The sequence below is a fragment of the Catenulispora pinisilvae genome, assembly GCF_015356865.1.
Taxonomy (GTDB): Bacteria; Actinomycetota; Actinomycetes; order Streptomycetales; family Catenulisporaceae; genus Catenulispora; species Catenulispora pinisilvae.
In genome coordinates, this window is sequence record NZ_JAAFZA010000055.1 from 1 (window position 1) to 24,726 (window position 24,726).

General features: G+C 70.6%; 20 protein-coding genes. 13 read left to right on the plus strand and 7 right to left on the minus strand.

Going from position 1 to position 24,726, the window contains the following annotated elements; all coding sequences use genetic code 11:
• Positions 1-264: 264 nt before the first annotated feature.
• The 4 genes from IZR01_RS17385 to IZR01_RS17400 form a co-directional block, all read right to left on the minus strand.
• Entirely contained in the window at positions 265-2,709 is a 2,445-nt protein-coding gene (locus IZR01_RS17385; protein ID WP_194892820.1) for an amino acid permease, read from the minus strand.
• 257 nt (positions 2,710-2,966) lie between these two features.
• On the minus strand, positions 2,967-3,986 hold the full coding sequence (locus tag IZR01_RS17390; RefSeq protein ID WP_194924426.1) for a 2-oxoacid:ferredoxin oxidoreductase subunit beta: 1,020 nt from the start codon (positions 3,984-3,986) through the stop codon (positions 2,967-2,969).
• A gap of 5 nt (positions 3,987-3,991) precedes the next feature.
• Positions 3,992-5,869 (minus strand): 2-oxoacid:acceptor oxidoreductase subunit alpha, encoded by a 1,878-nt coding sequence (locus IZR01_RS17395; RefSeq protein WP_194892822.1) that lies wholly within the window; start codon positions 5,867-5,869, stop codon positions 3,992-3,994.
• Positions 5,870-6,058: 189 nt separating this feature from the next.
• A complete protein-coding gene (locus IZR01_RS17400; RefSeq protein WP_194892823.1) occupies positions 6,059-7,378 on the minus strand; it encodes a UDP-glucose dehydrogenase family protein in 1,320 nt (439 codons plus the stop codon).
• Positions 7,379-7,811: 433 nt separating this feature from the next.
• Between IZR01_RS17400 and IZR01_RS17405 the strand changes: the two genes are divergently transcribed.
• The 10 genes from IZR01_RS17405 (at position 7,812) to IZR01_RS17450 (ending at position 19,951) form a co-directional block, all read left to right on the plus strand.
• On the plus strand, positions 7,812-8,153 hold the full coding sequence (locus IZR01_RS17405; RefSeq protein ID WP_194892824.1) for a YegP family protein: 342 nt from the start codon (positions 7,812-7,814) through the stop codon (positions 8,151-8,153).
• 1 nt (position 8,154) lies between these two features.
• Positions 8,155-8,640 (plus strand): hypothetical protein, encoded by a 486-nt coding sequence (locus tag IZR01_RS17410; protein ID WP_194924427.1) that lies wholly within the window; start codon positions 8,155-8,157, stop codon positions 8,638-8,640.
• Between the two features lie 654 nt (positions 8,641-9,294).
• Positions 9,295-10,347: a PstS family phosphate ABC transporter substrate-binding protein gene (locus IZR01_RS17415; RefSeq protein WP_194892826.1), complete on the plus strand. Its 1,053-nt coding sequence runs from the start codon at positions 9,295-9,297 to the stop codon at positions 10,345-10,347.
• A 156-nt stretch (positions 10,348-10,503) separates the two neighbouring features.
• Positions 10,504-11,088 (plus strand): hypothetical protein, encoded by a 585-nt coding sequence (locus IZR01_RS17420; RefSeq protein ID WP_194924428.1) that lies wholly within the window; start codon positions 10,504-10,506, stop codon positions 11,086-11,088.
• A 165-nt stretch (positions 11,089-11,253) separates the two neighbouring features.
• Positions 11,254-13,860: a hypothetical protein gene (locus tag IZR01_RS17425; protein WP_194924429.1), complete on the plus strand. Its 2,607-nt coding sequence runs from the start codon at positions 11,254-11,256 to the stop codon at positions 13,858-13,860.
• 4 nt (positions 13,861-13,864) lie between these two features.
• The gene (pstC, locus tag IZR01_RS17430; protein ID WP_323746197.1) at positions 13,865-14,923 is read left to right on the plus strand and encodes a phosphate ABC transporter permease subunit PstC; all 1,059 of its coding nucleotides are present in this window, start codon (positions 13,865-13,867) and stop codon (positions 14,921-14,923) included.
• Between the two features lie 16 nt (positions 14,924-14,939).
• Positions 14,940-16,193, plus strand: coding sequence for a phosphate ABC transporter permease PstA (gene pstA / locus IZR01_RS17435; RefSeq protein WP_194924430.1), 1,254 nt, complete (start codon positions 14,940-14,942; stop codon positions 16,191-16,193).
• The gene (locus tag IZR01_RS17440) at positions 16,190-18,019 is read left to right on the plus strand and encodes a substrate-binding domain-containing protein (RefSeq protein WP_194924431.1); all 1,830 of its coding nucleotides are present in this window, start codon (positions 16,190-16,192) and stop codon (positions 18,017-18,019) included. The genes pstA and IZR01_RS17440 overlap by 4 nt, the downstream gene beginning before the upstream one ends.
• Positions 18,016-19,032: a sortase gene (locus tag IZR01_RS53315; protein ID WP_323746198.1), complete on the plus strand. Its 1,017-nt coding sequence runs from the start codon at positions 18,016-18,018 to the stop codon at positions 19,030-19,032. The genes IZR01_RS17440 and IZR01_RS53315 overlap by 4 nt, the downstream gene beginning before the upstream one ends.
• 13 nt (positions 19,033-19,045) lie before the next feature.
• On the plus strand, positions 19,046-19,951 hold the full coding sequence (locus IZR01_RS17450) for a phosphate ABC transporter ATP-binding protein (RefSeq protein WP_194892831.1): 906 nt from the start codon (positions 19,046-19,048) through the stop codon (positions 19,949-19,951).
• A gap of 79 nt (positions 19,952-20,030) precedes the next feature.
• Here the strand turns inward: IZR01_RS17450 and IZR01_RS17455 are convergent, their stop codons facing one another.
• Both IZR01_RS17455 and IZR01_RS17460 read right to left on the minus strand, forming a co-directional pair.
• Entirely contained in the window at positions 20,031-20,981 is a 951-nt protein-coding gene (locus IZR01_RS17455; RefSeq protein WP_194892832.1) for a glutaminase, read from the minus strand.
• A complete protein-coding gene (locus IZR01_RS17460) occupies positions 20,971-21,171 on the minus strand; it encodes a hypothetical protein (RefSeq protein ID WP_194892833.1) in 201 nt (66 codons plus the stop codon). Before IZR01_RS17460 ends, IZR01_RS17455 begins: the two co-directional genes overlap by 11 nt.
• 96 nt (positions 21,172-21,267) lie before the next feature.
• Here IZR01_RS17460 and IZR01_RS17465 point away from each other — a divergent pair, with 96 nt between their 5' ends.
• The 3 genes from IZR01_RS17465 to IZR01_RS17475 all read left to right on the plus strand — a co-directional run bounded on the left by IZR01_RS17465 (position 21,268) and on the right by IZR01_RS17475 (position 24,363).
• Complete coding sequence (locus IZR01_RS17465) at positions 21,268-22,596, plus strand: sensor histidine kinase (protein WP_194924432.1); 1,329 nt, start codon at positions 21,268-21,270, stop codon at positions 22,594-22,596.
• Positions 22,593-23,252 carry a response regulator gene (locus tag IZR01_RS17470; RefSeq protein WP_194892835.1) on the plus strand — a complete coding sequence of 220 codons (660 nt, stop codon included), beginning with the start codon at positions 22,593-22,595 and terminating at the stop codon, positions 23,250-23,252. The genes IZR01_RS17465 and IZR01_RS17470 overlap by 4 nt, the downstream gene beginning before the upstream one ends.
• Before the next feature lie 124 nt (positions 23,253-23,376).
• Positions 23,377-24,363 carry a sigma-70 family RNA polymerase sigma factor gene (locus IZR01_RS17475; protein WP_323746199.1) on the plus strand — a complete coding sequence of 329 codons (987 nt, stop codon included), beginning with the start codon at positions 23,377-23,379 and terminating at the stop codon, positions 24,361-24,363.
• Positions 24,364-24,384: 21 nt separating this feature from the next.
• Here IZR01_RS17475 and IZR01_RS17480 read toward each other — a convergent pair whose 3' ends face one another.
• Positions 24,385-24,651: a hypothetical protein gene (locus IZR01_RS17480; RefSeq protein WP_194892836.1), complete on the minus strand. Its 267-nt coding sequence runs from the start codon at positions 24,649-24,651 to the stop codon at positions 24,385-24,387.
• Positions 24,652-24,726: the final 75 nt, after the last annotated feature.

The window sequence follows — 24,726 nt, forward strand, 5'->3', positions numbered from 1 at the left end:
GGCCAGTACAGCGGGAACAACCCCCAGGCCCCGTACGCCGCGATCCCGAACCCCACCCCGAGCCGCCGCTCGGCGGCGCTCCCACCTTCTCCCATGAGGCACAGAATAGGGCGGCGACCTGCTCCTGTCACAGGTGATTCGGTGGTTGGACCGTTACGGGTGCCAGTGCCTGCCGGGCGGTGCTCGCACCAGGTCAGGCGGCCGAAGCAAAGCGCCCCCGGACCTTTCGGTCCGAAGGCGCCTCACCGCGGTGTTCAGCTACCGCTACTCGTCGTCGCCGTGCTCGCGGGGCAGCAGCTTGTAGGTCGGGTTCGCCATCGCCAGGTGCCCTTCCATCTCGCCGATCATGCCCTCGACCCGCATCAGGGCGCCGGGCTCGATGCCGGGGATGGAGCGGCGGCCATAGAAGACCAGGGTGATGCCGCCGGAGGAGTCGTAGAGCTCGGCTTCCAGGGCGGGGGAGCCCTTCACCGGGGACACGGCGACCGAACGGACCCGGCCCTGGACCGCGGCGCGCTGGCGCCACTGGACCGTGGAGATCGGGCTGACCGAGACCGGGACGCCGTGGCCGGGGTCCGGGACGGAGGCGCACTCGGCGTCGAGCAGCATCTTCTTGGTGGAGCGGGGCTTGCCCGCGCCGCTGCCGGCCTCGCTCTCGCGGACCTTGGACTTGCGGCCCTTCTCCGCCAGTTCCAGCTCCTCGATCGCCTCGACCACGTCGAACGGCACGATCGTGGCCACCACGTGCGGCAGCGTCGAGAGCACCTCGGCCAGGCGGTCGGCGGTGCGGTCGTGCAGCAGGCGGCCGACCACCGGGGAGTACGTGCGCCGGGGCAGCAGCACCGTCACCTCGTAGCCGTCCGAGGTCTCGCGGGCCGCCAGCTCCATCGCCGCGCGGCGGATGCGCCGGTCCGGCACCTCGATGACCTCCAGCGGGATGTCCGCGGCCTGCGAGGCGTCCCATTGGCCGCGCAGCTGCTCGGCGTACAGGTTGTCGACCATCAGGTGCACCGCGCGGACCTCGGTCGGCCGCAGCGAGCGGGCGTAGCGCAGGGTCTTGATCACCGCGAGGTCGACCGAGTCCACCAGGACCAGGATCGAGGTCTGGGTCCGCATCGGCAGGTCCGCCGAGGCCGGCGCCTTGGCCAGCGCCTCGGCCTCGCGGCGGTAGCGCTTGTTCAGCTGGATCAGGCCGAACACCGCCGGCGGGAAGACGATGACGACCATCCAGGCGCCCTCGGTGAACTTCACCGTCGCGAAGATCACCACGACCGCGAACGACATCACACAGGCCGACCCGGCCACGAACAGCTTCCACCAGCGGTACGGCTCGTTGCGCGCCCAGTGGTACTTGAACAGACCCGCCGAGGCCATCACGAAGCCGGTGAACACACCGATCGCGTACAGGGCGACCAGCGATGTCAGGTCGCCGCCGGTGCCGATGAGCAGCGCCAGCGACAAGATCGTGAGCACGATGATGCCGTTGGAGAACGACAACCGGTGCCCGCGGACCAGGAACTGCCGGGGCAGGAAGTTGTCCTCGGCGACGAACGAGGTCAGGAACGGGAACCCGTTGAACGAGGTGTTGCCGCCGGTATAGAGGATCAGCGCGGTGGACAGCTGTACCAGGGTCAGCATCACCGTGCCGAAGCCGTGGCCGCCCCAGGTGATCTTGGTGATCTGGGCCAGCACGGTCGGGTTGCCGCTGCCGTAGGGGTTGGTCTTCAGCTGCCAGGCCAGGATCGAGATGCCCAGCACCAGCGAGCCCAGCGCCGAGGACATGAAGATCATCGTCTTGGCGGCGTTCTTGCCGGCCGGCTTCTTGAACACCGACACGCCGTTGGAGATGGCCTCCAGGCCGGTCAGCGAGGAGCCGCCGTTGGCGAAGCCCTTCAGGATCCACAGGATCGCGGTGAACTGGAACAGGGTCCCGGTGTAGCCGCCGAGCCGCAGCGCGCCGCCGGCCTGGTCGTGCAGGCTGACCGCCTGCGGCAGGCCGGTGGTGGCCAGCTTGATCAGGCCCAGCAGCACCGTCGTGCCGGCCATCAGGATGTAGAAGTAGGCCGGGACCGCGAACGAGCGCCCGGCCTCGCGGATGCCGCGCAGGTTGCCGAAGCACAGCAGGATGATCACGAAGACCGAGATGTAGATCTTCCAGGTGTCGATGTTGACCTGGAAGGTGAAGGTCATCCAGGACGCGATCGCGTCCGTCCCGGCGGCGATCTGCACCGCCACCGTCACGATGTAGTCGATGAGCAGGGCGACCGCGGCGATCTGGGCGACCTTCTGCCCGAAGTTCTCGCGCGCCACCACGTACGCGCCGCCGGCCTTGGTGTAGTGCCGGACGACGTCCCGGTAGCACAGGGTCAGCAGGAGCAGCAGGCCCAGGATCACCCCGGTGACCGGCATGACCAGCATGAAGCCCACGGTGCCGAAGTACGGCACGAGCTGGGTCAGCATCTGCTCGGTGCCGTACGCCGAGGAGGACACGCAGTCCGGCGCCAGGACGCCGAGCGCGACCGGGTTCGACAGCTTCTCGCCGTGCAGCTGGTCGTTCACCAGCGGCTGGCCGAGCAGCCGCTTCTTGACCCGGTAGCTCAGGCTTTCGGGGAGGTTGACGTCCGGGGCCAGAGCCCCGGGCGCGGCGACCGGTACCGACTTCGCCCCCGCGCCGGCCGGCTTCCGCCCGGCCGTGCTGGTACTGCTCATCGCTTGCTGCCTCGTTTCGGCGGGATCCAAAGGTCCAACATGGTCCCTATGCCCATGCCGAAGGTCTGTCCTATCACCCTGGAGATCAGATCATCCAACCTGAGGGCGTTTGCATTTCGTTTGCACGTGCGAGAACGCCCCTGCCCGCGAGCGGGAGGGGCGTCCTCGATCATGAGCGGTACGTTTGCGACCAGGACTGTCGCATGGCCGTCGAACTCATCGCCCGGGCGGGGCCGAACGGGGGAGTGTCCGACCTCTCACGAGATCGTCCACGTGTCGGACCCGGTGAGCAGTTCGGCCAGCTTGCCCGAGCCGAGCTTGCGGGCCGCGTCGTCCAACTGGTCGGCCATCAGCTGGTCGTAGGTCGGCCGGGTGACGTCCCGGAAGACGCCGATCGGGGTCGGGGAGAGCGTGGCCGGGTCGGGCAGCCGGGACAGGGCGAAGGCCAGGTCCGGCTCCGGGGCGTGGGCGTCGTGGATCAGCACCGAGTCCCCGGCCTGCTCCAGCGGCACCACCTTCAAGGTGGCGTCGGGCATCCGCACGATCCCGTACCGCTCGTCCTCGGCGCCGAAGGCGATCGGCTGGCCGTGCTCCAGCCGGATCAGGTGCCGGTCCCGGACGCTGTTGTCCTTCAGGTTCTCGAAGGCGCCGTCGTTGAAGATGTTGCAGTTCTGGTAGATCTCGATCAGCGCCGTGCCCTGGTGCTCGGCGGCGGCCTGGAGCACCGAGGTCAGGTGCTTGCGGTCGGAGTCGATGGTCCGGGCCACGAACGTCGCCTCGGCGCCCAGGGCCAGCGAAACCGGGTTGAACGGGGCGTCCAGCGATCCGTACGGGGTGCTCTTGGTGATCTTGCCCAGTTCGGAGGTCGGCGAGTACTGGCCCTTGGTCAGTCCGTAGATCCGGTTGTTGAACAGCAGGATCTTCAGGTTGACGTTCCGGCGCAGGGCGTGGATCAGGTGGTTGCCGCCGATCGACAGGGCGTCGCCGTCGCCGGTGACCACCCAGACCGACAGGTCCGGCCGGGAGGCGGCCAGACCGGTGGCGATCGCCGGGGCGCGGCCGTGGATGGAGTGCAGCCCGTAGGTGTTCATGTAGTACGGGAAGCGGGAGGAGCAGCCGATCCCGGAGACGAACACGATGTCCTCGCGGGCGATGCCCAGGGACGGCATGAAGCCCTGGACCGCCGCCAGGATCGCGTAGTCCCCGCAGCCGGGGCACCAGCGCACTTCCTGGTCGGTCTTGAAGTCCTTGGTCGTCAGCTTGAGCAGTTCAGGCATGTTGTTCAGACCCCCACCTTGGCAACCGCGTCCGACTCGATCAGGTTCTTGATCACTTCGGCCAGCTCGGCCGCCTTGAACGGCAGACCGCGCACCTGGTTGTAGCCGACCGCGTCCACGAGGTAGCGGGCGCGGATGAGCATGGAGAGCTGCCCGAGGTTCATCTCGGGGATGAGCACTCTGTCGTACTCCTTCAGTATGCGCCCGAGATTGGCCGGGAAGGGGTTCAAGTGCCGCAAGTGGGCGTGCGCGACCTGTTGCCCGCCCCGGCGGACCTGGCGGCACGCGGCCTGGATCGGGCCGTAGGTCGAGCCCCAGCCCAGGACCAGGATCTTCGCCTCGCCCGAGGGGTCGTCGACCTCCAGGTCGGGGATGGCGATCCCGGCGACCTTGGCCGCGCGGGTGCGGACCATCAGGTCGTGGTTCGCCGGGTCGTAGGAGATGTTGCCGGTGCCGTCCTGCTTCTCGATGCCGCCGATCCGGTGCTCCAGGCCGGCGGTGCCGGGGATGGCCCAGGGCCGGGCCAGCGTCTCCGGGTCGCGCAGGAACGGCCAGAACTCCTCGCTGCCGTCCTCGTGCACCTTGTTCGGGCCGGCAGCGAAGTTCGGGGCGATCTCCGGCAGGTCGGCGACGTCCGGGATGTGCCAGGGCTCGGAGCCGTTGGCCAGGTAGCCGTCGGAGAGCAGGAACACCGGGGTGCGGTAGGTGACGGCGATCCGGACCGCCTCCAGGGCGGCGTCGAAGCAGTCGGCGGGGGAACGCGGGGCCACGATCGGCACCGGCGCCTCGCCGTTGCGCCCGAACATGGCCAGCAACAGGTCGGACTGCTCGGTCTTGGTCGGCAGCCCGGTGCTCGGACCGCCGCGCTGGATGTCGCAGATCACCAGCGGCAGCTCCAGGCTCACGGCCAGGCCGATGGTCTCGCCCTTGAGCGCGATGCCGGGGCCGGAGGTGGTGGTCACCCCGAGCGCGCCGCCGAAGCTGGCGCCCAGGGCCGCGCCGATGCCGGCGATCTCGTCCTCGGCCTGGAAGGTCCGCACGCCGTGGTTCTTGTGCTTGCTCAGCTCGTGCAGGATGTCCGAGGCCGGGGTGATCGGGTACGCGCCGAGGAACAGCGGCAGGCCGCTCTGGTGGCCGGCGGCGATCAGGCCGTACGCCAGTGCGAGGTTGCCGTGGATGTTCCGGTACGTGCCCTGGGGCATCGGGGCCGGCGCGATCTCGTAGGAGACGACGAAGTCCTCGGTGGTCTCCCCGTAGTTCCACCCGGCCCGGAAGGCCGCCACGTTCGCGGCCGCTATCGTCGGTTTCTTGGCGAACTTCTTCTCCAGGAAAGTCACCGTGGCCTCGGTCGGCCGGTGGTAGAGCCAGGACAGCAGGCCGAGCGAGTACATGTTCTTCGCGCGCTCGGCGTCCTTGCGGGAGATGTCGAAACCCTCCAGCACCTTCACCGTCTGCGTGGTCAGCGCGACCCTGTGCACCTTGTAGCCGTCCAGCGAACCGTCTTCCAGCGGGTCGGCGGCATAGCCGACCTTGGTCAGGGCCCGCGGCGTGAACTCGTCGGTGTTGACGATGACCGTGCCGCCGCGCGGGACGTCCTTGAGGTTCGCTTTCAGCGCCGCCGGGTTCATCGCCACCAGCACGTCCGGCGCGTCGCCGGGGGTGAGGATGTCGTGGTCGGCGAAGTGCAGCTGGAACGCCGACACGCCGGGCAGGGTCCCGGCGGGGGCGCGGATCTCCGCGGGGAAGTCGGGCAGCGTCGACAGGTCGTTGCCGAACGCCGCGGTCTCGGAGGTGAACCGGTCACCGGTGAGCTGCATGCCGTCGCCGGAGTCCCCGGCGAAACGGATGATGACCCGGTCTACCTTCTCAACCTGCTTGGTCATGGGAAACCCGCCCTGTAGTGAGAAGTGTCGTTGCCCGTACTCCAATGTTACGGCGGGTAAGTTTCCCCGAGCGGTAGTGGGAATGCCCGGATGTCTTGTCTGGCGGGATGACGGTGAAAGAGCTGTAAAGATGGGCGGGTCGCCTGGCGGCGCCCGCCCGTGTTCGGCTAGCAGAGATTCCCCGGCTGGTCAGGGCCGTCCGAGGGCCCGGTAGGTCCAGCCCGCGGCCCGCCAGGCCGCCGCGTCCAGCGCGTTGCGGCCGTCGATGATGCGGGTGCTCCGCACCAGGCCGCCGACCGCCGCCGGGTCCAGCTCGCGGAATTCCTTCCACTCTGTCAGGTGCAGGATCACGTCCGCCTGGTCCGCGGCCTCCAGCGCCGAGTCGGCGTAGGACAGGGTCGGGAACATCTTGCGGGCGTTGTCGGTGGCCTTCGGGTCGTAGACCGTGACCTGCGCGCCCTGCAGGTGTATCGACGCCGCGACGTTCAGCGCGGGGGAGTCGCGGATGTCGTCGGACTCCGGCTTGAACGCCGCGCCCCACACCGCGACCCGCTTGCCGAGCAGCGAGCCGTCACACTGCTCCCGGGCCAGGTCCACGGTCCGGGCCCGGCGCCGCATGTTGATGGCGTCGACCTCCTTCAGGAAGGCCAGCGCCTGGTCCACGCCCAGCTCCCCGGCCCGGGCCATGAACGCCCGGATGTCCTTGGGCAGGCAGCCGCCGCCGAAGCCGAGTCCGGGCACCAGGAAGCGGCCACCGATCCGCGGGTCGTAGGACAGCGCCTGGGACAGCTGCATGACGTCGGCGCCGGCCGCCTCGCACACCTCGGCCATGGCGTTGATGAAGGAGATCTTGACCGCGAGGAAGGAGTTCGCGGACACCTTGACCAGCTCGGCGGTCGGGAAGTCGGTGACGACCAGCGGCACCTTCTCCGCCAGCAGCCGGGCGTACAAATGGCGCAGATCCGCCTCGGCCTGCTCGGACCGCACGCCGATCACCAGCCGGTCCGGGTGCAGCGTGTCCTGCACCGCGTAGCCCTCGCGCAGGAACTCGGGGTTCCACGCCACCTCGGCGTTCGGCGCCAGCTCCGCCAACCGGTCGGCGATCCGGGCGGCGGTGCCGACCGGGACCGTCGACTTGCCGACCACCAGCGAGCGGCCCTGGTGCGCGATGGCCCGGGCGATGCTCTCGAAGGCGGCGTCGACATAGGTCATGTCGGCGGCGTACTCGCCCTTCTTCTGCGGCGTGCCCACCGAGACGAAGTGCACCGCGCCGTCGCCGGCCCACGCGGCCAGTTCGGCGTAGTCGGTGGTGAAGGACAGCCGGCCGGCCGCGATCTGCTCGCGCATCAGCTCTTGCAGCCCGGGCTCGTAGAAGGGGACGCGGCCGTCGGCCAGCGCGGCGACCTTCTCCACGTCCACATCCAGGCCCATGACCTCGAATCCGAGTTCGGCCATGCAGGCGGCGTGGGTGACACCGAGGTACCCGGTGCCGATCACCGTGATCCGCACTTGTGTCTCCGATCTAAGGGGGGCGGTCCGTGGAAGCAACCCAGACTAGATGTCGATGTTAAGCGGAACCGAAAGGCGTGAGAACCGGGCCCGCCCGCCGATCTGGCAGCTCCCGACCGGTACCCCCAGACCGGTCGCGGACCGCGCCCGCCCGACCCCGCTCGGTGTCCACGACGCCCCCGGTGGAGCGCGGAGGAACAGCCGGTGGCGCCGGGTTTGCTGAACCGGTTGACAGGGGTGCCGGGCCGCCGCGCCCCTCACCCGAAAATCAGTGCTCTGACAGGTGATCACGCCTCGTAGGCGACTAAGGCGCAACGGGTTGGCGAACATATGTCCCTGGTCGGACGTTTCCCGACTCGCTGTCTGTCCCACGCGCCTAGATTGATCGCTCGAGACAGCTTCAAACTGGAGCTCGAGTGTTGGGCGGAATGCCGTGGACACTGTGCGGGACGAGAGCGGACGCGTGCTGGTGGACCGGGCCGACAACGGGCGATACCGGTGGCGGGCCAAGGCGAGCAACGGCCGCATCGTGGCCGTCTCGGCCGCGGCCTACTCGGGGATCGACGAAGCCCGCCGGGCGTACTCACGCTTAAGACGGGACGCGCCGACCCTGTCGGCGCGCATCAGCCATGTGAAGGACGGAGCCGGCTGGACCTGGGTGCTCCAGTCGCCGAGCGGAACGGCGCTGGCCAGGTCGGTCCGCTCCTACGAACGGTACGCGACGTGCCAGATAGCGGTGGCCAAGTTCCTGGCGCTGCTGGCCGCAGACGCCTGAGATGCCGGCCAGCCTGATGGTCCGCACGGCCGGGGACGGCGAGCTGACCTGGGTCTTACTGGCGGCCAACGGCCGTCCGCTGGCCCGCTCGGCAAGCGCTTACCGCACCGACGAGGCGCTGGCCGCGGCCTGGCGCGAACTGGTCGCCGACCGCGCCGTGCTCAGCATCCGCCTGGCGCGCGACGGCGACGGGCCGGATTGGTGGTGGACGGCGACACTGCCGGCGCGCAGCGTCGGGGGCGGTGGCGCCGCACGCCCCACCGGCGGCGCCGCGCGTGCCGCCGGCAGCCGTGCCGCACCCGGCACCCGCGGCGCGGCCGGGAGCCGCCTGGCCGCCGCCGGCCCGGCCGGCGCGGTCGGCGTGGCGGCGAACGGCGGCGTGGTGGTGGCCCGCAGCGCACGGGGCTACCTGCGCCCGGACCAGTGCCGAGGCGGAGCATCCGGCTTCGTCAGCGCGTTATCGGGCTTCGCCCGCCGATTACGGTGAACGCGGGGCGTCCGGGACGGTCCCTGGACGCTACTGCCGGAAGCAATCGGCGTGGCAGCACACTGCGATGCCTGGGTCGGTGCGGCGATGTGGCCTGCGCTTTTTTGCGTTCTGCGGGCGCGAACACGAGGCGAACGGTCGGTGAGACGACTGTGGCGCAACGTCTTGCGCGAGGAGGGTGGCGGTACGCACTTCCCGATTCATCGGAGGATGACTTGATGCGTGCTGTAATGCATAGATTGGTGCTCGCCGCGGCGTTGACCGGCGGCGCCGTGCTGGCGTTGGCGGGCGTTGCCGGACCGGCGGCGGCAGATCCTCCGGCTGGCTGTGCACCAACGCCGCCAGCCTGATCACCAGCTACGGCTTCCAGAGCCTGGGCAAGGCCTGCGGCACCATCACCGCCGGCAACTGATCGCCCGCCGTCTCAGGTGAACGCGAGGCTCCGAAGACGGCACCGAAGCGCCACTGCCGGAAGCACACCGGGTTATGCCGGACTCTGTTTCAGAGCTCTCACACACCCCTGGAGCAGCACATCTGTGCGGTCCGAGGCCGATTCGCCCGCGGGCCGCACGGACCGTGCCCTCTGGTCGTCCGGGCGCCGGTCGGCGAGTCTCATTCCCGCAAGGACCAGTCCCCCTTGCAGGAGGAAATGCAATGCGCTCTGTCACCCGCAAGCTCGCGATCACCTCGGCGGTCGCCGCGGCCGTCCTCGGCGCCACCGTGGCGTCGAACGGCGCCGCGCTGGCCGACCCGCCGGCGGGCACCACCCCGGCCGCCACCGACATCGTGTCGGCCGGCTCGGACACCATCCAGGCCTTCGACAACGGTCTGTCGGCCGCCTACAACGCCACCAGCCCGGCCTCGAAGTACTACAGCTGGAACGCCACTCCGGCCGGCAACATCACGCCGAAGTCCGGCGCGAGCACGATCGCCCGGCCCAACGGCTCGGGCTCGGGGATCAGCACCCTGAACGGCAACACCAACACCACCCTGGACATCGCGCGGTCCTCGCGGGGTCCGAACTCCGGCAGCAGCGCCGACTGGTTCATCCCGTTCGCGCAGGACGCGGTGGGCTGGTCCGCCTACACCGGTGGCAACGCGCCGTCGAACCTGACCAGCTCGGACCTGACGGCGATCTACAACTGCACCATCACCAACTGGAGCCAGATCAGCGACGTCGCCGGCTACACCGGCCCGAACGCGAACATCGACGTGTTCGTGCCGCAGGCCAGCTCGGGCACCCGGTCGTTCTTCCTGGCCGCGATCGGCGTCACCGCCCCGCAGTCCTGCTGGAACGCCGCCACGCCGGAGGAGAACGAGGGCACCGACGCGGCGTTCGCCGGTGACGTCAACGCCATCTACCCCTACTCGCTGTCCCACTACGTGGGCCAGGTCTACGACGGCAAGGGCAGCGGCACCGACGAGCCCGGCGTCCTGGACGCCAACCGCTCCATCGACGGCGTCAACCAGATCGACACCGTGAACAAGGTGTGGAACTCGAACCTGTCCCTGACCTACACCCGCGAGGTCTACCACGTCGTCCGTCAGTCCGACTGGGCCGACGCCACCGAGGGCCCGCGCCTGAAGGCCCTGCTGGACCGCTCCTCCAACAACGGCTGGCTGTGCACCAACGCCGCCAGCCTGATCACCAGCTACGGCTTCCAGAGCCTGGGCAACGCCTGCGGCACCCTGACCGCCGGTAACTGACGTCCAGCCGGTCGGAGCACCGCTGATCGTCAGATCACGGTGACCCCTTTGCACACGGCCGGGCCCGTCGGGACGTCCAAGGACGACCCGACGGGCCCGGCCCTTGCTCCTTCTCTATCTGTCCGCCCTCTAGCCCTGACCTTCCAAGGAGTCCTCATGAACCGCACCGCCGTGCGTACGCTGGCCGCCGCCGCCGCGCTCGCCGCGACCGCCATCGCCCTGCCGTCGGCCAGCGCGACCGGCACCCCGGCGTCGGGCTCGGTCGCCTTGACCGCCTCCAACGCCTTCCTGACCTCCGCGCTACAGTCCGGCATCGCGGCGGTGCCGCTGCCGACCGCGACCGGCAGCTACGACCGCGCCACCGGCGCCACCGCGACCTTCCCGGTCACCGGCGGCAACGCTGTTCTTCCGCGTTACTACGGCAGTGTCACGCTCGGCGGCGGTATCGCCTTCGCGGACGCCCTGACCGGCAAGATCGTCTGCTTCCACCAGGTCTCGCTCAGCGGTCGCAACCAGGAGGTGTCCGCGGTTCCCGACGGCGGCACCACCCCGGTGAACCTGTTCGCCTACGGTGACGACACGGTGATCAGCGCCATCGGCGCCACGCCGGAGACCCTGACCGGCGACGCGGCCATCCCGGCTGACGGCGCCGCCTACCTGGACCAGGCGCTGGGCACCACCTTCTTCACCGCCAACCAGGCCGTCGGCGCCCTGAGCACCACCTTCACCCCGGCGCACTGATCACTGTCACAGCGGTGCCACGCACGAACTCGACGCCGGGCCGGTCCCGGCGTCGTTTCATGGCCGGGCACCGTTTCCGCCTTGGCCGCGTCGCGGTCGGCTTCTCGTCGCGCGCGAGCGCGCGAATGTATGCGTCCCCTGATTTTCGATCTCGGAGGTCTGTCCATGTCGCCCCGTGAAGCGGGAGCCGCCCGGCGCCGCAGAGGTCTGCGCGCCTACAGCGCGGCCGTCCTGGCCTGGACGGTCGCATTCATGACGGCCTTGGTTCTGCTGCCTCCGGGTGCGCACACCATCGCCACCGCCCACGCGGACTCCTCGTCCACGACCGTCCAAGGACCCGCGGTGTGGATCCCGGCGACGCAGACATACGGTGCCAACGGCACGGTGAGCGTCGCCCAGACGACGAATCTCGTCGACCAGATCGTTCACGTCTCCTGGACCGGGTTCACCCCCAGCAGCGGCAATTTCGTGACAGTCGGCGGCGCGTCCTGGACGACTCTGCTGTACCCCGTCGTCGTCTACGAGTGCCGCGGGGTGAATCCGCAGATCACTGATTGCTATGGGTCCTCCCATTACGGCCAGAGCGCCGCCGCGGGTTTTCAGCAGCCGAGCGCTTCCGCCGGCCTGCAGGTCCCTGATTTCCCCAACAACGAGATAGCGTCCGTCACCCACGCCGATGGCACCGGCAGCGCCGACATCGAGGTCTACACGGCGAACCAGAGCCCGACGCTGGGGTGCGACTCGACCCATCAGTGCTCGCTCGTCGTCGAACCGAACTATGGCGGGGACGCCACCGGGCTCGACGGCCCGCCGAACTGCGCCGACCACGGGCAGGACCGCACCGGGGGGCGGATGGCGACCGGCTCCGGCCTGTGGCTGACCGACGGCAACGGGTTCGGGGACGGCGAGACGTGTGCGTGGAAGAACCACGTGGTCATCCCGATGTCGTTCGCTCCCGTCGCCGGCGCTTGCGCGGCGAACGTGGCCGGCGTGTCCGCCGAGGGCCAGCCGATGCTCGACCGCGCCCTGGCGCAGTGGACGGTGGGTGCCTGCCTGAACTCGGCCGACCCCGTCAGCCTCCAGTACAGCAGCGATCTCACCGAGCCGGAGGCGCGCAGCGACTTCCTGCAGGGCAGGTCCGGTGCCGATATGGCATTCACGTCTCTGCCCGCGGATCCAGCCGCGACCAGTAAGAATCCATACACTTACGTGCCTGTGGGCAGCACCGGTATCGCTGTCACGTTCTTCATCGACAACCCCGGCACGCGTCTGCCCATCACCGGTATGAAGCTCAACGCGCGGCTGCTCGCCAAGCTCTTGACGCAGTCCTATGACGTCTATCACTACGCGGGTGCCAAGAGCGACATCCCGTCGGTGACGGGCAATCCGACGTGCATTTTCAGTGACCCCGAGTTCCAGGCCCTGAATCCGGCGACCGGGGGCGTCTTCTGGCCGAACTGCTCGACGGCGGGCAACGGGCTCGACAACATTCCGATCGTCATGGGCGGCAGCAGCGACCTGGTGACCGAACTGACGTCGTGGATCGCGTCCGACCCCGACGCCAAGGCTTTCTTGAGCGGCACTCCCGACCAGTGGGGCATGCACGTCAACACCTTCTACAAGTCCTCGGTCTATCCCTACCCGATCAGCACCTTCGTCCCGCAGGACGGCAGCGGCCCTCCGAACAACCTTCAAAGCGGCCTGCCCTTCGGCACCAGTCCCACGTCGATCGACCGGTTCGGGCCGAAGATGCAGGGGTTCCAGTGGAACCCGATCCAGTCCGGGCTCGACGATGTCGCTCGGCACATGCTGCAGGCGACGCCGAGTTGTATCAGCTGGCAGTTCGACACGCAGTCGGGCCAGAACGACAAGTGCGCCGCGCAGACCGTCGGTTCCCGAACCGTGATGGCGATCATGGACACCGGCCGCGCGGCCGCGTTCAGCCTGCCGACCGCGGCGATCGCCAACGGCGCCGGCGCGTATGTGGCGCCGACCGCTCCCAGCATGGCCTCGGCCGCCCTGGACTACGTCACTGACCCCAAGACCGGCACCCAGTCGCTGCCCTGGGGCTCGTCGCACAGCGGCTACTCCGGTGACACCGCCGCCTATCCGCTGACCGTCCCGAACTACGCGATGGCCCCGACCTCCGGGGTCTCCTCGGCCAAGGCCGGCAGCATCGCCGACTTCCTGTCCGCCGCCACCGACACCCGCAGCGGCCAGTTGCCGGGCAACCAGCCCGGGCAGCTCGCGCCCGGCTACGTCGGCGACTCCCCGGCCCAGTTGGGCCAGGCCGGTGCGGCGATCGCCAAGATCCGGGCCGGCGCGGGGCCCGGCGGACCCGTCACCGTGACCGCCACCGGTCCGGTCACCGGGAAGCCCACCACCTCCGGCAACGAGGTGGTCACCCCGGTCACCGTCACCAAGAACGGCACGGCGTCGGTGTCCTACAGCACCAGCACACTGGGCGGCAACGGCGGGGCGAACGGCGGTGACGGGGCGAACGGCTCGTCCGGCTCCTCCAGCAAGGGTGCGGCCGGACCCGCTGGGAGCAGCGGTCCCACCCATAACCTCAGTGGCTCCACAACGGCCGCGGCGGTCGGAAAAGCGAGCGCTGACACCGCCGGGATCGGCCGGCTGATCCTGCCGATCCTGCTGATCATCGGCCTGGTCCTGGTGGCCGCCGGTCCCGCGGCGCTCGTCCTGTCCTCCGGCGGCGTGAGCACCAAGCTTCGGGCGCTGTGGCCGCAGGCCAAGCGGCGCTTCGGGCGGTGAGCCGGTGAGTACCATCGACGCCGGCGTGGGACTGGCCGAGGACCTGTTCGGGCCGACGCCGCCGACGGGCCCCGGCCCGGCGGCGGCGCCCGCCCCGGGCGGCGACACCCCGATCAAGATCATCCCCGGGGTGTCGCGCGGCGACCGGATCTTCCGGGTGCTCTTCCGCTCGGCCGGGCTGTCCGTGTTCGCCATCATGGGGCTGATCGCCCTTTTCCTGATCATCCGGGGCGCGCAGGCGCTGCGCATCACGGGCTGGTCGTTCCTGACCGAGCAGCGGTGGCAGACCGAGGCGGCGCGGTTCGGCGTCGGCGCGGTCCTGCCGGACGGCATCATCATCGCGGTGATCGCGCTGCTGATCGCGGTGCCGGTGGCGTTGTCCGCGGCGCTGTGGATCTCCGAGTACGCCCCTTCCGGGCTTCGCCGGACCCTGATCTCGCTGGTCGACCTGATGGCGGCGGTGCCGAGCATCGTCTACGGGCTGTGGGGGCTGGTCTTCCTCACGCCGCGGATCATCGGGTTCGAGCGGTGGCTGTCCACGCATCTGGGCGGCGTGCTGCCGTTCCTCAAGGTGCGCAACCCCGAGATCGCCACGTCCTACACCCAGTCGGCGTTCATCGCCGGCGTCGTGGTGGCGCTCATGATCATCCCGGTCGTCTGCTCGCTGTCGCGGGAGGTGTTCTCCCAGGCCCCGACCGGGGAACGGGAGGGCGCCTACGCGCTGGGCTCCACCCGGTGGGGGATGGTGCGGACCGTCGTGCTGCCGTTCGGCCGGGGCGGGATGATCGGCGCGGTGATGCTGGGGTTCGGCCGGGCGATGGGCGAGACCATCGCGGTCGCGCTGATCATCTCGCCGGTCTTCGCGGTCACCTCGCACCCATTGCAGGCCGGCGGCAACTCCATCTCCTCGCTGATCGCGTTGCGCTACGGGGAGTCGGACAAGGTGGCGCTGTCGGCGCTGATGGCCGCCGGACTCGTGCTGTTCGCGATCACGCTGCTGGTCAACATGGTCGCCTCCGCGATCATCTCCCGATCGCGCTCCGGCGCCGCGACCAACGAGTAAGGGGTCTGACGCCGTCATGACACTCATCGATACCGCCGCGTCCGGTGGTGCGACCGGGGGTGGCACCGCGTACCTGGACGCGGACTCCGGGCAGGTCCGGGTGCGTCCCGGCTCGGTCACCGCCGCCGACGTCGGCACCCTGGCCGGGGCCGCGGTGGGCGCGCTCGGGCTGGTGTGGCTGGTGTACGAGCGGATCATGCCGTGGTCCGGGGCACTGGGCTTCTGGCTGTGCTGGTACGTGGCCTTCCTGTTCTTCTACTGGGGAATCGCCCGCACCCAGTGGGAGGTCCGCCACGTCCGGGAGAAGATCGCCGCGGCGCTGTTCACCGGCGCCGGGATCTTCGTGCTGGCGGTGCTCGTCGACCTGGTCGGCTATGTGTGGTGGCGCGGCGAGAAGGCCGTGAGCCACGGCAACTTCCTGACCACCGACATGCAGAAGACCGGACCGCTGGACGGCCTGAACAGCGGCGGCGTGCTGCACGCGATGATCGGTTCGCTGGAGCAGCTGGGTCTGGCGACCCTGTTCGCGGTGCCGCTGGGCATCGCCGCCGCGGTGTTCATGTCCGAGATCGGCGGACGGCTGGCGCGGCCGGTGCGGACCGTGATCACCGCGATGACCGCGCTGCCCTCGATCGTGGCCGGGCTGTTCGTGCTCGGCTCGGTGATCCTGGCCCTGGGCTACGACCGCAGCGGCTTCGCCGCCTCGCTGGCGCTGACCGTGATGATGATGCCGATCGTCACCCGCGCCTCCGAAGTGGTGATCCGGATCGTGCCCAACACCTTGCGCGAGGCCTCCTACGCCCTGGGCGGCAGTCAGTGGCGCACGGTGTGGAACGTGGTGCTGCCCACCGCCCGCTCCGGTCTGACCACCGCGATCCTGCTCGGCATGGCCCGCGCGGTGGGCGAGACCTCGCCGGTCCTGCTCACGGCCGGGTTCACCTCCGGCAAGAACGCGAACCCGTTCAGCGGACAGCAGGTCAGCCTGCCGCTCTACGTGTGGAACTACGTCCGTTATCCCCAGGCGGACATGAAGGTCCGGGCCTTCGGCGGCGCGCTGACGCTGATGGCCATCGTCATGATCCTGTTCGTCGCCGCGCGCATCGCCGGCGGCCGGCGGCCCGGCGAGTTGTCGCGGCGCCGCCGCCGGCAGATGACCCGCGAGCGGATCCGCGGCGCGGGGCCGTCCGCCGCCGCGCCGCGGCCGCCGGCCGTCCGCCCCGCGCCCACCGCCGCGGCCGTCATCCATCCGGAACCGGAGCCAGCCTCGTGAAAATAGCCCGTATCCTCAGACATCGAACCCCGGTCTGGCTCGCCTGCGGCCTGGCCGTGACCGCGGCCCTGGCCGCCGCGCTCACCCCGGCCACCCCGGCGCACGCGGCCACCGCCCTGAGCGGCTCCGGCTCCTCCTGGAGCGGTCCGGCACTGGACCAGTGGCGCCGCGACATCCTGCCGCAGGGCATCAACATCAACTTCGCGTCCAACGGCTCGGCCGCCGGCCGTCAGGACTGGATCAACGGCCTGGACGACTTCACCGCCTCGGACGTGCCGTTCCGGACGACGCCGGACCAGGGCGTGAGCGTGGGCGGCCATGCCGGCGGCCAGGGCAACATCGAGAACCCGGCCTGGCGCTACTCCTACGTTCCGGTGACCGCCGGCGGCACCACCTTCATGTACAACCTGAAGATCGGCGGCAAGCAGGTCACCAACCTGCGCCTGTCGCCCGACGTGCTGGTCGGCATCTTCACCAACCAGATCACCATGTGGGACGACCCGCGGATCAAGGCCGACTACCCCGGCAACCTGCCGCACGAGCCGATCACCCCGGTGGTGCGCTCCGACGGTTCCGGCGCGACCGCGCAGTGGACCCGCTACATGGAGCACACGCACGCGGCCCAGTGGGACGCGTACTGTATGGCGATCAACGGGGTCACGTGCGGTGACTACACGGAGTTCTTCCCGACCCCGCCGACCAGCAACATGCACTCCGAGAACGGTTCGGACGTGGTGGCGAGCTTCATCATGTCCCCGCAGGGCGAGGGCGCGATCGGCTACGACGAGTACGCCTACGCCAAGCTGAACAACTGGCCGGTCGTCAAGGTACTGAACCCCGCCGGGTACTACACCGTCCCGACCGCGTCGAACGTCGCCATCGCGCTGACCGCGGCGAAGATTCGCGGCGTGGACGACAACACCCCGCCGAGCGATCCGAACTACCTGCAGCAGAACCTCGACGGCGTCTACACGATGACGGACCCGCGGTCCTACCCGATCTCCAGCTACAGCTACATCATCGTGCCCCGCGATACCGGGACGCTGCCGGCGTTGCCCAGGGCGAGCGACGACCACGGCGCCGCGCTGTCGAAATACGCCTCCTACATTCTGTGCGGCGGGCAGGCCGAAGCCGACCAACTCGGGTACTCGCCGATCCCGCGGAACCTGGTGAAGGGCGGGATGCTCCAGGTTTCGCACATCCCCGGGCAGCAGTCCGGCGTGGATCCCAACACCCTGTCCAACTGCCCGAACCCGACCTTCAACGCCTCCGGCCAGCTGACGGTGCTGGCCGACGCGCCGCAGCCGAGCCCTTGTGACAAGGCCGGCACGGCGCTCAACTGCACCGTCGGCGGCGGCACCTCCGGCGGCGGGTCGACCGGCGGTTCCTCCGGCGGTTCGTCGGGCGGCAAGAAGGGCAGCACCACCGGCGGCCACTCCACGTCCGGCGGGACGTCCGGCGGATCCAACGGCGGTTCGGGGTCGAACGGCGGGACCGCCGGCGGTACCGGCGGGACCACCGGAGGCGCGGCCGGCGGGACGACGGGCGGCACCACCGGCGGTGGGGCCGGCGGGATCGACCCGGTCACCGGGCAGAGCCTCGACGACTCCAGCGGCGGGGACAGCGGCGGGTCCAGCGGAGGAGCCACGCAGGTGGTGGCCGACGTGCCGCAGCACCGTGACCCGAAGCTGATGGCCGGCCTCACCGCCCTGGAACTGCTGGCGGTGGTGACCATCCCGCCGATGCTCGGCAACATGTTGGTGCGCCGCCGGAGATTGGCCGCGGCCAATGTCGCGGACCGGGGGGATTCGGAGCCGAAGCAGTGACCGCGCCCACCACGTCGCTGGACCCGGGGCTGGACCCCGAGGCCGGGACCGAGGCCGGGACCGAGGGCATCGGCATCGCGGAGGCGGATCCCGAGGAGAACCAGGCCACTGTGACGCCCGAGCCGGCTCAGGCCCCGGCTCCGGAGCCGGCCCGGCCCCGGCAGTCGGCCGCCGCTGTGCGCGCCACGCTGCGCGCCGGCCGGGGCCGGCGGATCGTGCGGACGGTGGCCACGGCGGCGAGCCTGCTGTCCGTACTCATCCTCGGGTTCGCCGGCTACGCATACGGATTGTCCCGGCTCCAGGAGCAGCACAGCCAGGCCAACCTCTATCGGGTGCTGGCCGCCGAGCTCGCGCAGGCGACGGCGCCGGTCGGCCCGTCGCCGGACGGGGTCCCGCTGGCCATCATGGACATCCCGGCGATCGGGGTGCACCAGGCGGTTGTCGTCGAGGGCACCACCGGCGCCGACTTGGCCAAGGGGCCCGGGCACCGCCGGGACACCGTGCTGCCCGGCCAGCCCGGGGTCAGCGTGGTGATGGGGCGGAACGGCACGTTCGGCGCGCCGTTCGCCGCGCTGACCGGGCTCCAGCTCGGTGACAAGATCAACTTCACCACCGGCGAGGGCACCTTCACCTACACCGTGAACGCCTTCGGCCAGGGGTCCAAGCCGATCGTCGACCCCTTCAAGAACCGGTTGGTGCTGGCCACCGGCGACTCGACCTGGATCCCGACCCACGCCGTCTATGTCGGTGCGCACCTGGACGGCGAGCCCGCGGACGGCTCCGGACAGCGCGGCACGCAAAGCGACCTGGACAAGCCGCTGGCCTCCGACACCGACGCCTGGCCCGTGTTGCAGCTGTGGGCGCTGGCCCTGGCCCTGGCGGTGGCCGCGACGGTCGCGCTGACCGCGGTGTGGAACCGGCGCGCCGTCTACCTGTCCATGGCGCCGGTGCTGGCCGCGCTCCTGTGGTGCGTGTACGAGAACGCCGCCATCTTGCTGCCGAACCTCAACTGAACCTGGGACCACGATGACCGAGATAGAAGAGCACGGCGGGGTGGCGACGGCCTCGGCCGCGGACGCCCCCACCGAGCAGCTGCCGCCGGTTCGGCCCGGCCCCGGCTCGGCCGCGGGTCCGGACGGGGCCGGGGCCGTGGGCCGCCTGTCCAGCCTGGAGACCCGCGACCTGTCGGCCTGGTTCGGCGACCACAAGGTGCTGGAGCGGGTGTCGCTGACCATGGCGCCCGGCGAGGTGACGGCCCTGATCGGGCCGTCGGGCTGCGGGAAGTCCACGTATCTGCGGATCCTGAACCGCATGCACGAGATGGTGAAGTCGGCGCAGCTGGCCGGCCAGGTGCTGCTGGACGGCGCCGACATCTACTCGCCGGGCCGGCGCCCGGCCGACGTCCGGGCCCGGGTGGGCATGGTGTTCCAGCGCCCGAACCCGTTCCCGGCGATGTCCATCTACGACAACGTGGTCAGCGGTCTGAAACTGGCCGGGATCAGGGCCGGCAAAGCGCGGCGCGACGAGCTGGTGGAGACCAGCTTGACCCAGGCCGGTCTGTGGATCGAGGTCCGCAACCGGCTCCGCGCGCCCGGCGGCGCGCTGTCCGGCGGCCAGCAGCAGCGGCTGTGCATCGCCCGCTCGCTGGCCGTGGAGCCGGACGTGCTGCTGATGGACGAGCCCTGTTCCGCCCTGGACCCGACCTCCACCCGCCGGGTCGAGGAGACCATCGCCGACCTGCGCGGCCGGCTGACGATCGTGATCGTCACCCACAACATGCAGCAGGCCGCGCGCGTTTCGCAGAGCTGCGCGTTCTTCCTGGCCACGCACGACACGCCGGGCCGGATCGTGGAGGCCGGGCCGACGCGGCAGCTGTTCGAGGACCCGCAGGACGAGCGGACCTCGGACTACGTGAACGGCCGGTTCGGATAAGCCCGGAACGGGTTTCGTGCGGCGCCGCCGGGTCTTGAGGGCCCGGCGGCGCCGTGCTGTGCGCGCCGCCCGGCCGGGGTCAGAACACCGACCAGCCGGTGGCCGCGCTGAACCGGTCCAGAGCCTCCACCCCGGCCACCGAGTTCCCGTGCGGGTCCAGTCCCGGCGACCACACGCACAGCGCCGCGCGGCCCGGGACCACGGCGACGATGCCGCCGCCCACGCCGCTCTTGCCGGGCAGGCCCACCCGGAAGGCGAAGTCGCCCGCGGCGTCGTAGGCGCCGCAGGTCATCATCAGGGCGTTGACCCGCTTGGCGCCCAGGACCGGGAGCAGCCGGGTGCCGTCGGTGCGGACGCCGTGCCGGGCCAGGAACAGCGCCGCCATCGCGGTCTCGGCGCAGCTCATGGCGATCGAGCAGTGCCGGAAGTAGTGCTCGGCGGTGAGGTCCACCGGGTTCTCGATGTTGCCGTAGGCGGCCATGAAGTGGGCCAGGGCCAGGTTCAGGTCGCCGTGCTCGGCTTCGGAGGCGGCCACCGCGCCGTCGATGGTGACCGTGTGGTCGTCGGACTCGGCGCGCAGGAAGTCCAGGACGGCGCCCGCCGCGTCGCCGGTCTGGGTCTGGAGGATGTCGGTGACGACCAGCGCCCCGGCGTTGATGAACGGGTTGCGCGGGATACCGCGTTCGTACTCCAGCTGGATCAGCGAGTTGAACGCGTTGCCGGACGGCTCCACGCCCACCCGGCCGCGCAGCGCCCCGGCGTCCCCGGCCATCACCAGGGCCAGGGTGAACACCTTCGAGATGCTTTGCAGCGAGAAGCGCTCCCGGAAGTCGCCCACGCCGTACAGGTGGCCGTCGACGGTGGCCAGGGCCATCCCGAAGCGGTCCGGCGGCACATTGGCGAGCGCCGGTATGTAGTCCGCCACGCGTCCTTCGCCGACGTAGGGCGCCACCTCGTCCGCGATCCACTCCAGCAGCGCGTCGTAGGCGATGTCGTCCACCGAGACCGCCGCGCCCTCCTCAGCCGCCATCTGCGGCGCACCCCGGGATGTCCAACCGGGCCTGGATGTCGGCCGCCCACTGCCGGTCGTGTGTGGTCTCCATGAACTCTTTCCAGTCGGTCAGCAGATAGGTCTGTCCCACCGTACGGGCGCTGAGGAGTAATGGCTTTCCGGCATTCAGGATCCCCCCGGCGAACTCGTCCGGGGTGAGATCGATCACGCCGTGGTGCCGGAACTGCGCGCGCTGCTCACGATCCCATCGCTCCCCTACGAAAGGAGGACGTGCGCCGATCCGTGGGACACCTACGCTGAAGGGGTGAAATCTCCGTCCTGGCTTCCGCGCGCCCGCGACCTCGCGGTGATGTCGCTGGCCCTGATGGAGGCGCTGGCGGACCTGCTGGAGGACGAGTACTCGCACCACGACCTGGCGATGGCGCTCTGGCAGACCTCGCTGGCGGTGGTCGGGACGGTCGCCCTGTGGTGGCGCCGGTCGCACACCGAGCGCGTGACCGTGGTGGCGATGGTGCTGTGCGTCGCCGGCCAGGTGCAGGTCCCGCTGGCGATGATGCTCTTCGCCCTGGCGGTGAAGCGCCGGGACCGCTGGATGCTGGTCCTCACCGCCGTCGCCTACGTCGCCTTCCTGGCCGAGACCGCCGTCCAGAACCACGACGTGACCTTGGGCGACCTGGTGACGACCCTGCTGGTGGTCCTGGTCCTGACGCTGTCCGGCGCCTACTTCGGGGCCCGCCACGACCGCCTGGTGGCCCTCCAGGAGCGCGCGGAGCGGGCCGAGGCCGAGCAGGAGGCGCGGGCCGAGGCCGCCCGGCTGGCCGAACGGGCCCGGATCGCCCGCGAGATGCACGACGTGCTGGCGCACCGGATCTCGCTGATCGCGCTGCACGCCGGCGGCCTGGAGATCACCGAGCGCCCCGAGCCCGCCGCCGCCCGGCAGACCGCCGGCCTGATCCGGGAGACCGCGCGCTCGGCGCTGGAGGACCTGCGCGACGTGCTCGGCGTGCTGGCCAGCGGCGACACCTCGGCCCCGCTGGCCCCGCAGCCGCGCTTCGCCGACATCGCCGCGCTGGTCGAGCGCTCGGCCGCGGCCGGGGTGTCGGTGCGGCTGGTGCCGAACAGCAGCCTGGGCCTGGAAGCCGAGGTGCCCGAGGCGGTCGGCCGCGCCGCCTACCGGGTGGTCCAGGAGGCGCTGACCAACATCCACAAGCACGCCGCCTCGGCCGCCAGCGCGGTCCGGCTGTCCGGCGCCCCGGGCATCGGCCTGGAGGTGCGCGTGGAGAACCAGGCGCCGCAGGCCGTGGGCACCTCGCTGCCCGGCGCCGGCTCGGGTCTGGCCGGGCTGCGCGAGCGGGTCGAGGTGGCCGGCGGCTCGTTCGAGGCCGGTCCGACCTTGCGCGGCGGCTTCCTGGTGCTGGCCTGGCTGCCCTGGCCGGAGAATGGGACCAAGGAGGAGGCGGACTACGGCGTGATCGTCACTCCCTCCGCCCGCTCCCACCCCGGGAACCTCAAGAAGGACCCCGAGAATCCGGCCGGTGCCGCCTGCGCCGCCGATGATGACCAGAACCACGCCGGCCGCACCGCCGGCCCCGCCGACCGCCGCCTGATCCCCGCCCCGGAGCCCGCCGCATGATCCGCATTCTGCTCGTCGACGACGAGAGCCTGGTCCGCGCGGGTCTGCGCACCATCCTGGAGTCCGCCGAGGACCTGCGGGTGGTGGCCGAGGCCGAGGACGGCTCCCAGGTGATCGACGCGCTCGCGGCGCACCGCCCGGACGTGGTGCTGATGGACGTCCGGATGCCGCGCGTGGACGGCCTGGAGGCGCTGCGCCGGGTCCAGGCCACCCCCGACCCGCCGCCGGTGGTCATGCTCACCACCTTCGACCTGGACGCGTACATCTTCGAGGCGCTGCGCCTGGGTGCCACCGGCTTCCTGCTGAAGGACACCCCGCCGCGCGACCTGGTCTCGGCGATGCGCGTGGTGGCCCGCGGCGACGCGATGCTGTCGCCGCCGGTGACCAAGCGGCTGCTGGACCACTACACCGGCCTGCGCGTCGCGGACCGCGCGGAGCAGGCGGTGAAGCTGCTGTCCGACCTGACGCCGCGCGAGCGGGACGTGCTCGCCGAGGTGGCGCGGGGGCTGTCGAACGCGCAGATCGGCAAGAACCTGTTTCTGAGCGAGGCGACGGTGAAGGCGCACGTGTCCCGGGTGATGGCCAAGCTCGGCGTGGCGAACCGGGTGCAGGCGGCGTTGGTGGGGCGCGATGCGGGGCTGCTCGACGAAGCGTGAGCGCGGCCCCGGCCCCCGGACGCCGGTCACAGGACCGCCGCAAGCCTGTGATCAGCCGGTTCCGCCGTCCCGGATTCCCTCGCCGGCACCCCGCTTGTCAGAAGGTCGGGCTATCGTGAAAAACGTGTCCACGACCACAGATCGCGACGCCGTCGCCGAGCAGCTCGAACCCTTCCGCCGCGAGCTGACCGCCTATTGCTACCGGATGCTGGGCTCCGCGTTCGAGGCCGAGGACGCGGTGCAGGAGACGCTGCTGCGGGCCTGGTCGAAGTTCGACGGGTTCCAGGGGCGCTCGCAGTTGCGGACCTGGTTGTACCGGATCGCGACCAATGTGTGCCTGGACATGGCGCCGGCGGCGCAGCGGCGGGCCCGGCCGATGGACTTGTTCTCGCCGGGGTCGGCGACCGCGCCGAACATGGCGCAGTTGGAGGAGAACATCTGGGTGGGGCCGATCCCGGACGAGCGGGTGCTCACCGGGGATCCGGCGGAGGTCGCGGTCGGGCGGGAGACCATCCGGCTGGCGTTCATCGCCGCGTTGCAGAAGCTGGCGCCGCGGCAGCGGGCGGTGCTGATCCTGCGCGAGGTGCTGGCGTGGTCGGCCGCCGAGACCGCCGAGCTGCTGGACTCCTCGGTGGCCTCGGTCAACAGCGCGTTGCAGCGGGCCCGGGCCACGCTGGCCGAGGGCGGCCCGGCCGGGGACACCGCCGAACCGCTCGACGAGGAACAGCGCGAGTTCCTGGCCAAGTACGTGAAGGCCTTCGAGGCCTTCGACATCGACGGTCTGACCGAACTGCTGCGTGCCGACGTCACCTTGAACATGCCGCCCTACCAGCTCTGGCTTCAGGGCATCGAGGAGCTGCGCACCTGGTGGGCCGGCCCCGGCAGCGGCTGCCGGGGTTCGCGGCTGCTGCCGGTCCTGGCCAACGGGACGCCGGCGTTCGCGCAGTACCGGCCGGCCGAGGACGGCGACGGCTTCACGCCGTGGGCGATCATCGTCCTGGAGATCCGGGACGGGGGACTGGCCGGGATCGGCAGTTACCTGGACACCGACCGGTTGTTCCCGCTGTTCGGGGTGCCCGCGCGGCTCAAGGCCGACGGCACCCCGGCCTGACCTCAGGCTCCGGGCTCGGGCTCAGGCTCCGGGCTCCCGCGCCGGCTCGGGTAACCCCTCCGGCTCCGGGGCGTCATCGGGCCAGCCCTGCGAAGACCCGCCGTCCATCAGGAACACCTCCTCCAGTCCGGTCACCGCCAGCAGCAGCCGCAGCCGCTCCCCGACCCCGGTGAGCACCAGCTCGCTTCCCCGCCGCCGGGCGTCGAGCCGCCGTCGCGCCAGCCGCTCCAGGTCCGCCCTGGTCGGCCGCTCGATCGACGAGACGTCGTACCGCTCAATGCGCCTCACGCCATTACAGACCGCTTCCACGGTGTCGATTCATCGTTCCGGGCCGAAATTCCCGGCCGCAGCGATGAGTTCCGC

Bases quoted from the DNA above. Each gene is read 5' to 3' on its own strand.
- pstA (WP_194924430.1), top strand. From the start codon at position 14,940: ATGACACTCATCGATACCGCCGCGTCCGGTGGTGCGACCGGGGGTGGC.
- IZR01_RS17415 (WP_194892826.1), top strand. From the start codon at position 9,295: ATGCGCTCTGTCACCCGCAAGCTCGCGATCACCTCGGCGGTCGCCGCG.
- IZR01_RS17410 (WP_194924427.1), top strand. From the start codon at position 8,155: ATGCCGGCCAGCCTGATGGTCCGCACGGCCGGGGACGGCGAGCTGACC.
- IZR01_RS17395 (WP_194892822.1), bottom strand. From the start codon at position 5,869: ATGACCAAGCAGGTTGAGAAGGTAGACCGGGTCATCATCCGTTTCGCC.
- IZR01_RS17450 (WP_194892831.1), top strand. From the start codon at position 19,046: ATGACCGAGATAGAAGAGCACGGCGGGGTGGCGACGGCCTCGGCCGCG.
- IZR01_RS17470 (WP_194892835.1), top strand. From the start codon at position 22,593: ATGATCCGCATTCTGCTCGTCGACGACGAGAGCCTGGTCCGCGCGGGT.
- IZR01_RS17455 (WP_194892832.1), bottom strand. From the start codon at position 20,981: ATGGCGGCTGAGGAGGGCGCGGCGGTCTCGGTGGACGACATCGCCTAC.
- IZR01_RS17425 (WP_194924429.1), top strand. From the start codon at position 11,254: ATGTCGCCCCGTGAAGCGGGAGCCGCCCGGCGCCGCAGAGGTCTGCGC.
- IZR01_RS17420 (WP_194924428.1), top strand. From the start codon at position 10,504: ATGAACCGCACCGCCGTGCGTACGCTGGCCGCCGCCGCCGCGCTCGCC.
- IZR01_RS17390 (WP_194924426.1), bottom strand. From the start codon at position 3,986: ATGCCTGAACTGCTCAAGCTGACGACCAAGGACTTCAAGACCGACCAG.
- IZR01_RS17385 (WP_194892820.1), bottom strand. From the start codon at position 2,709: ATGAGCAGTACCAGCACGGCCGGGCGGAAGCCGGCCGGCGCGGGGGCG.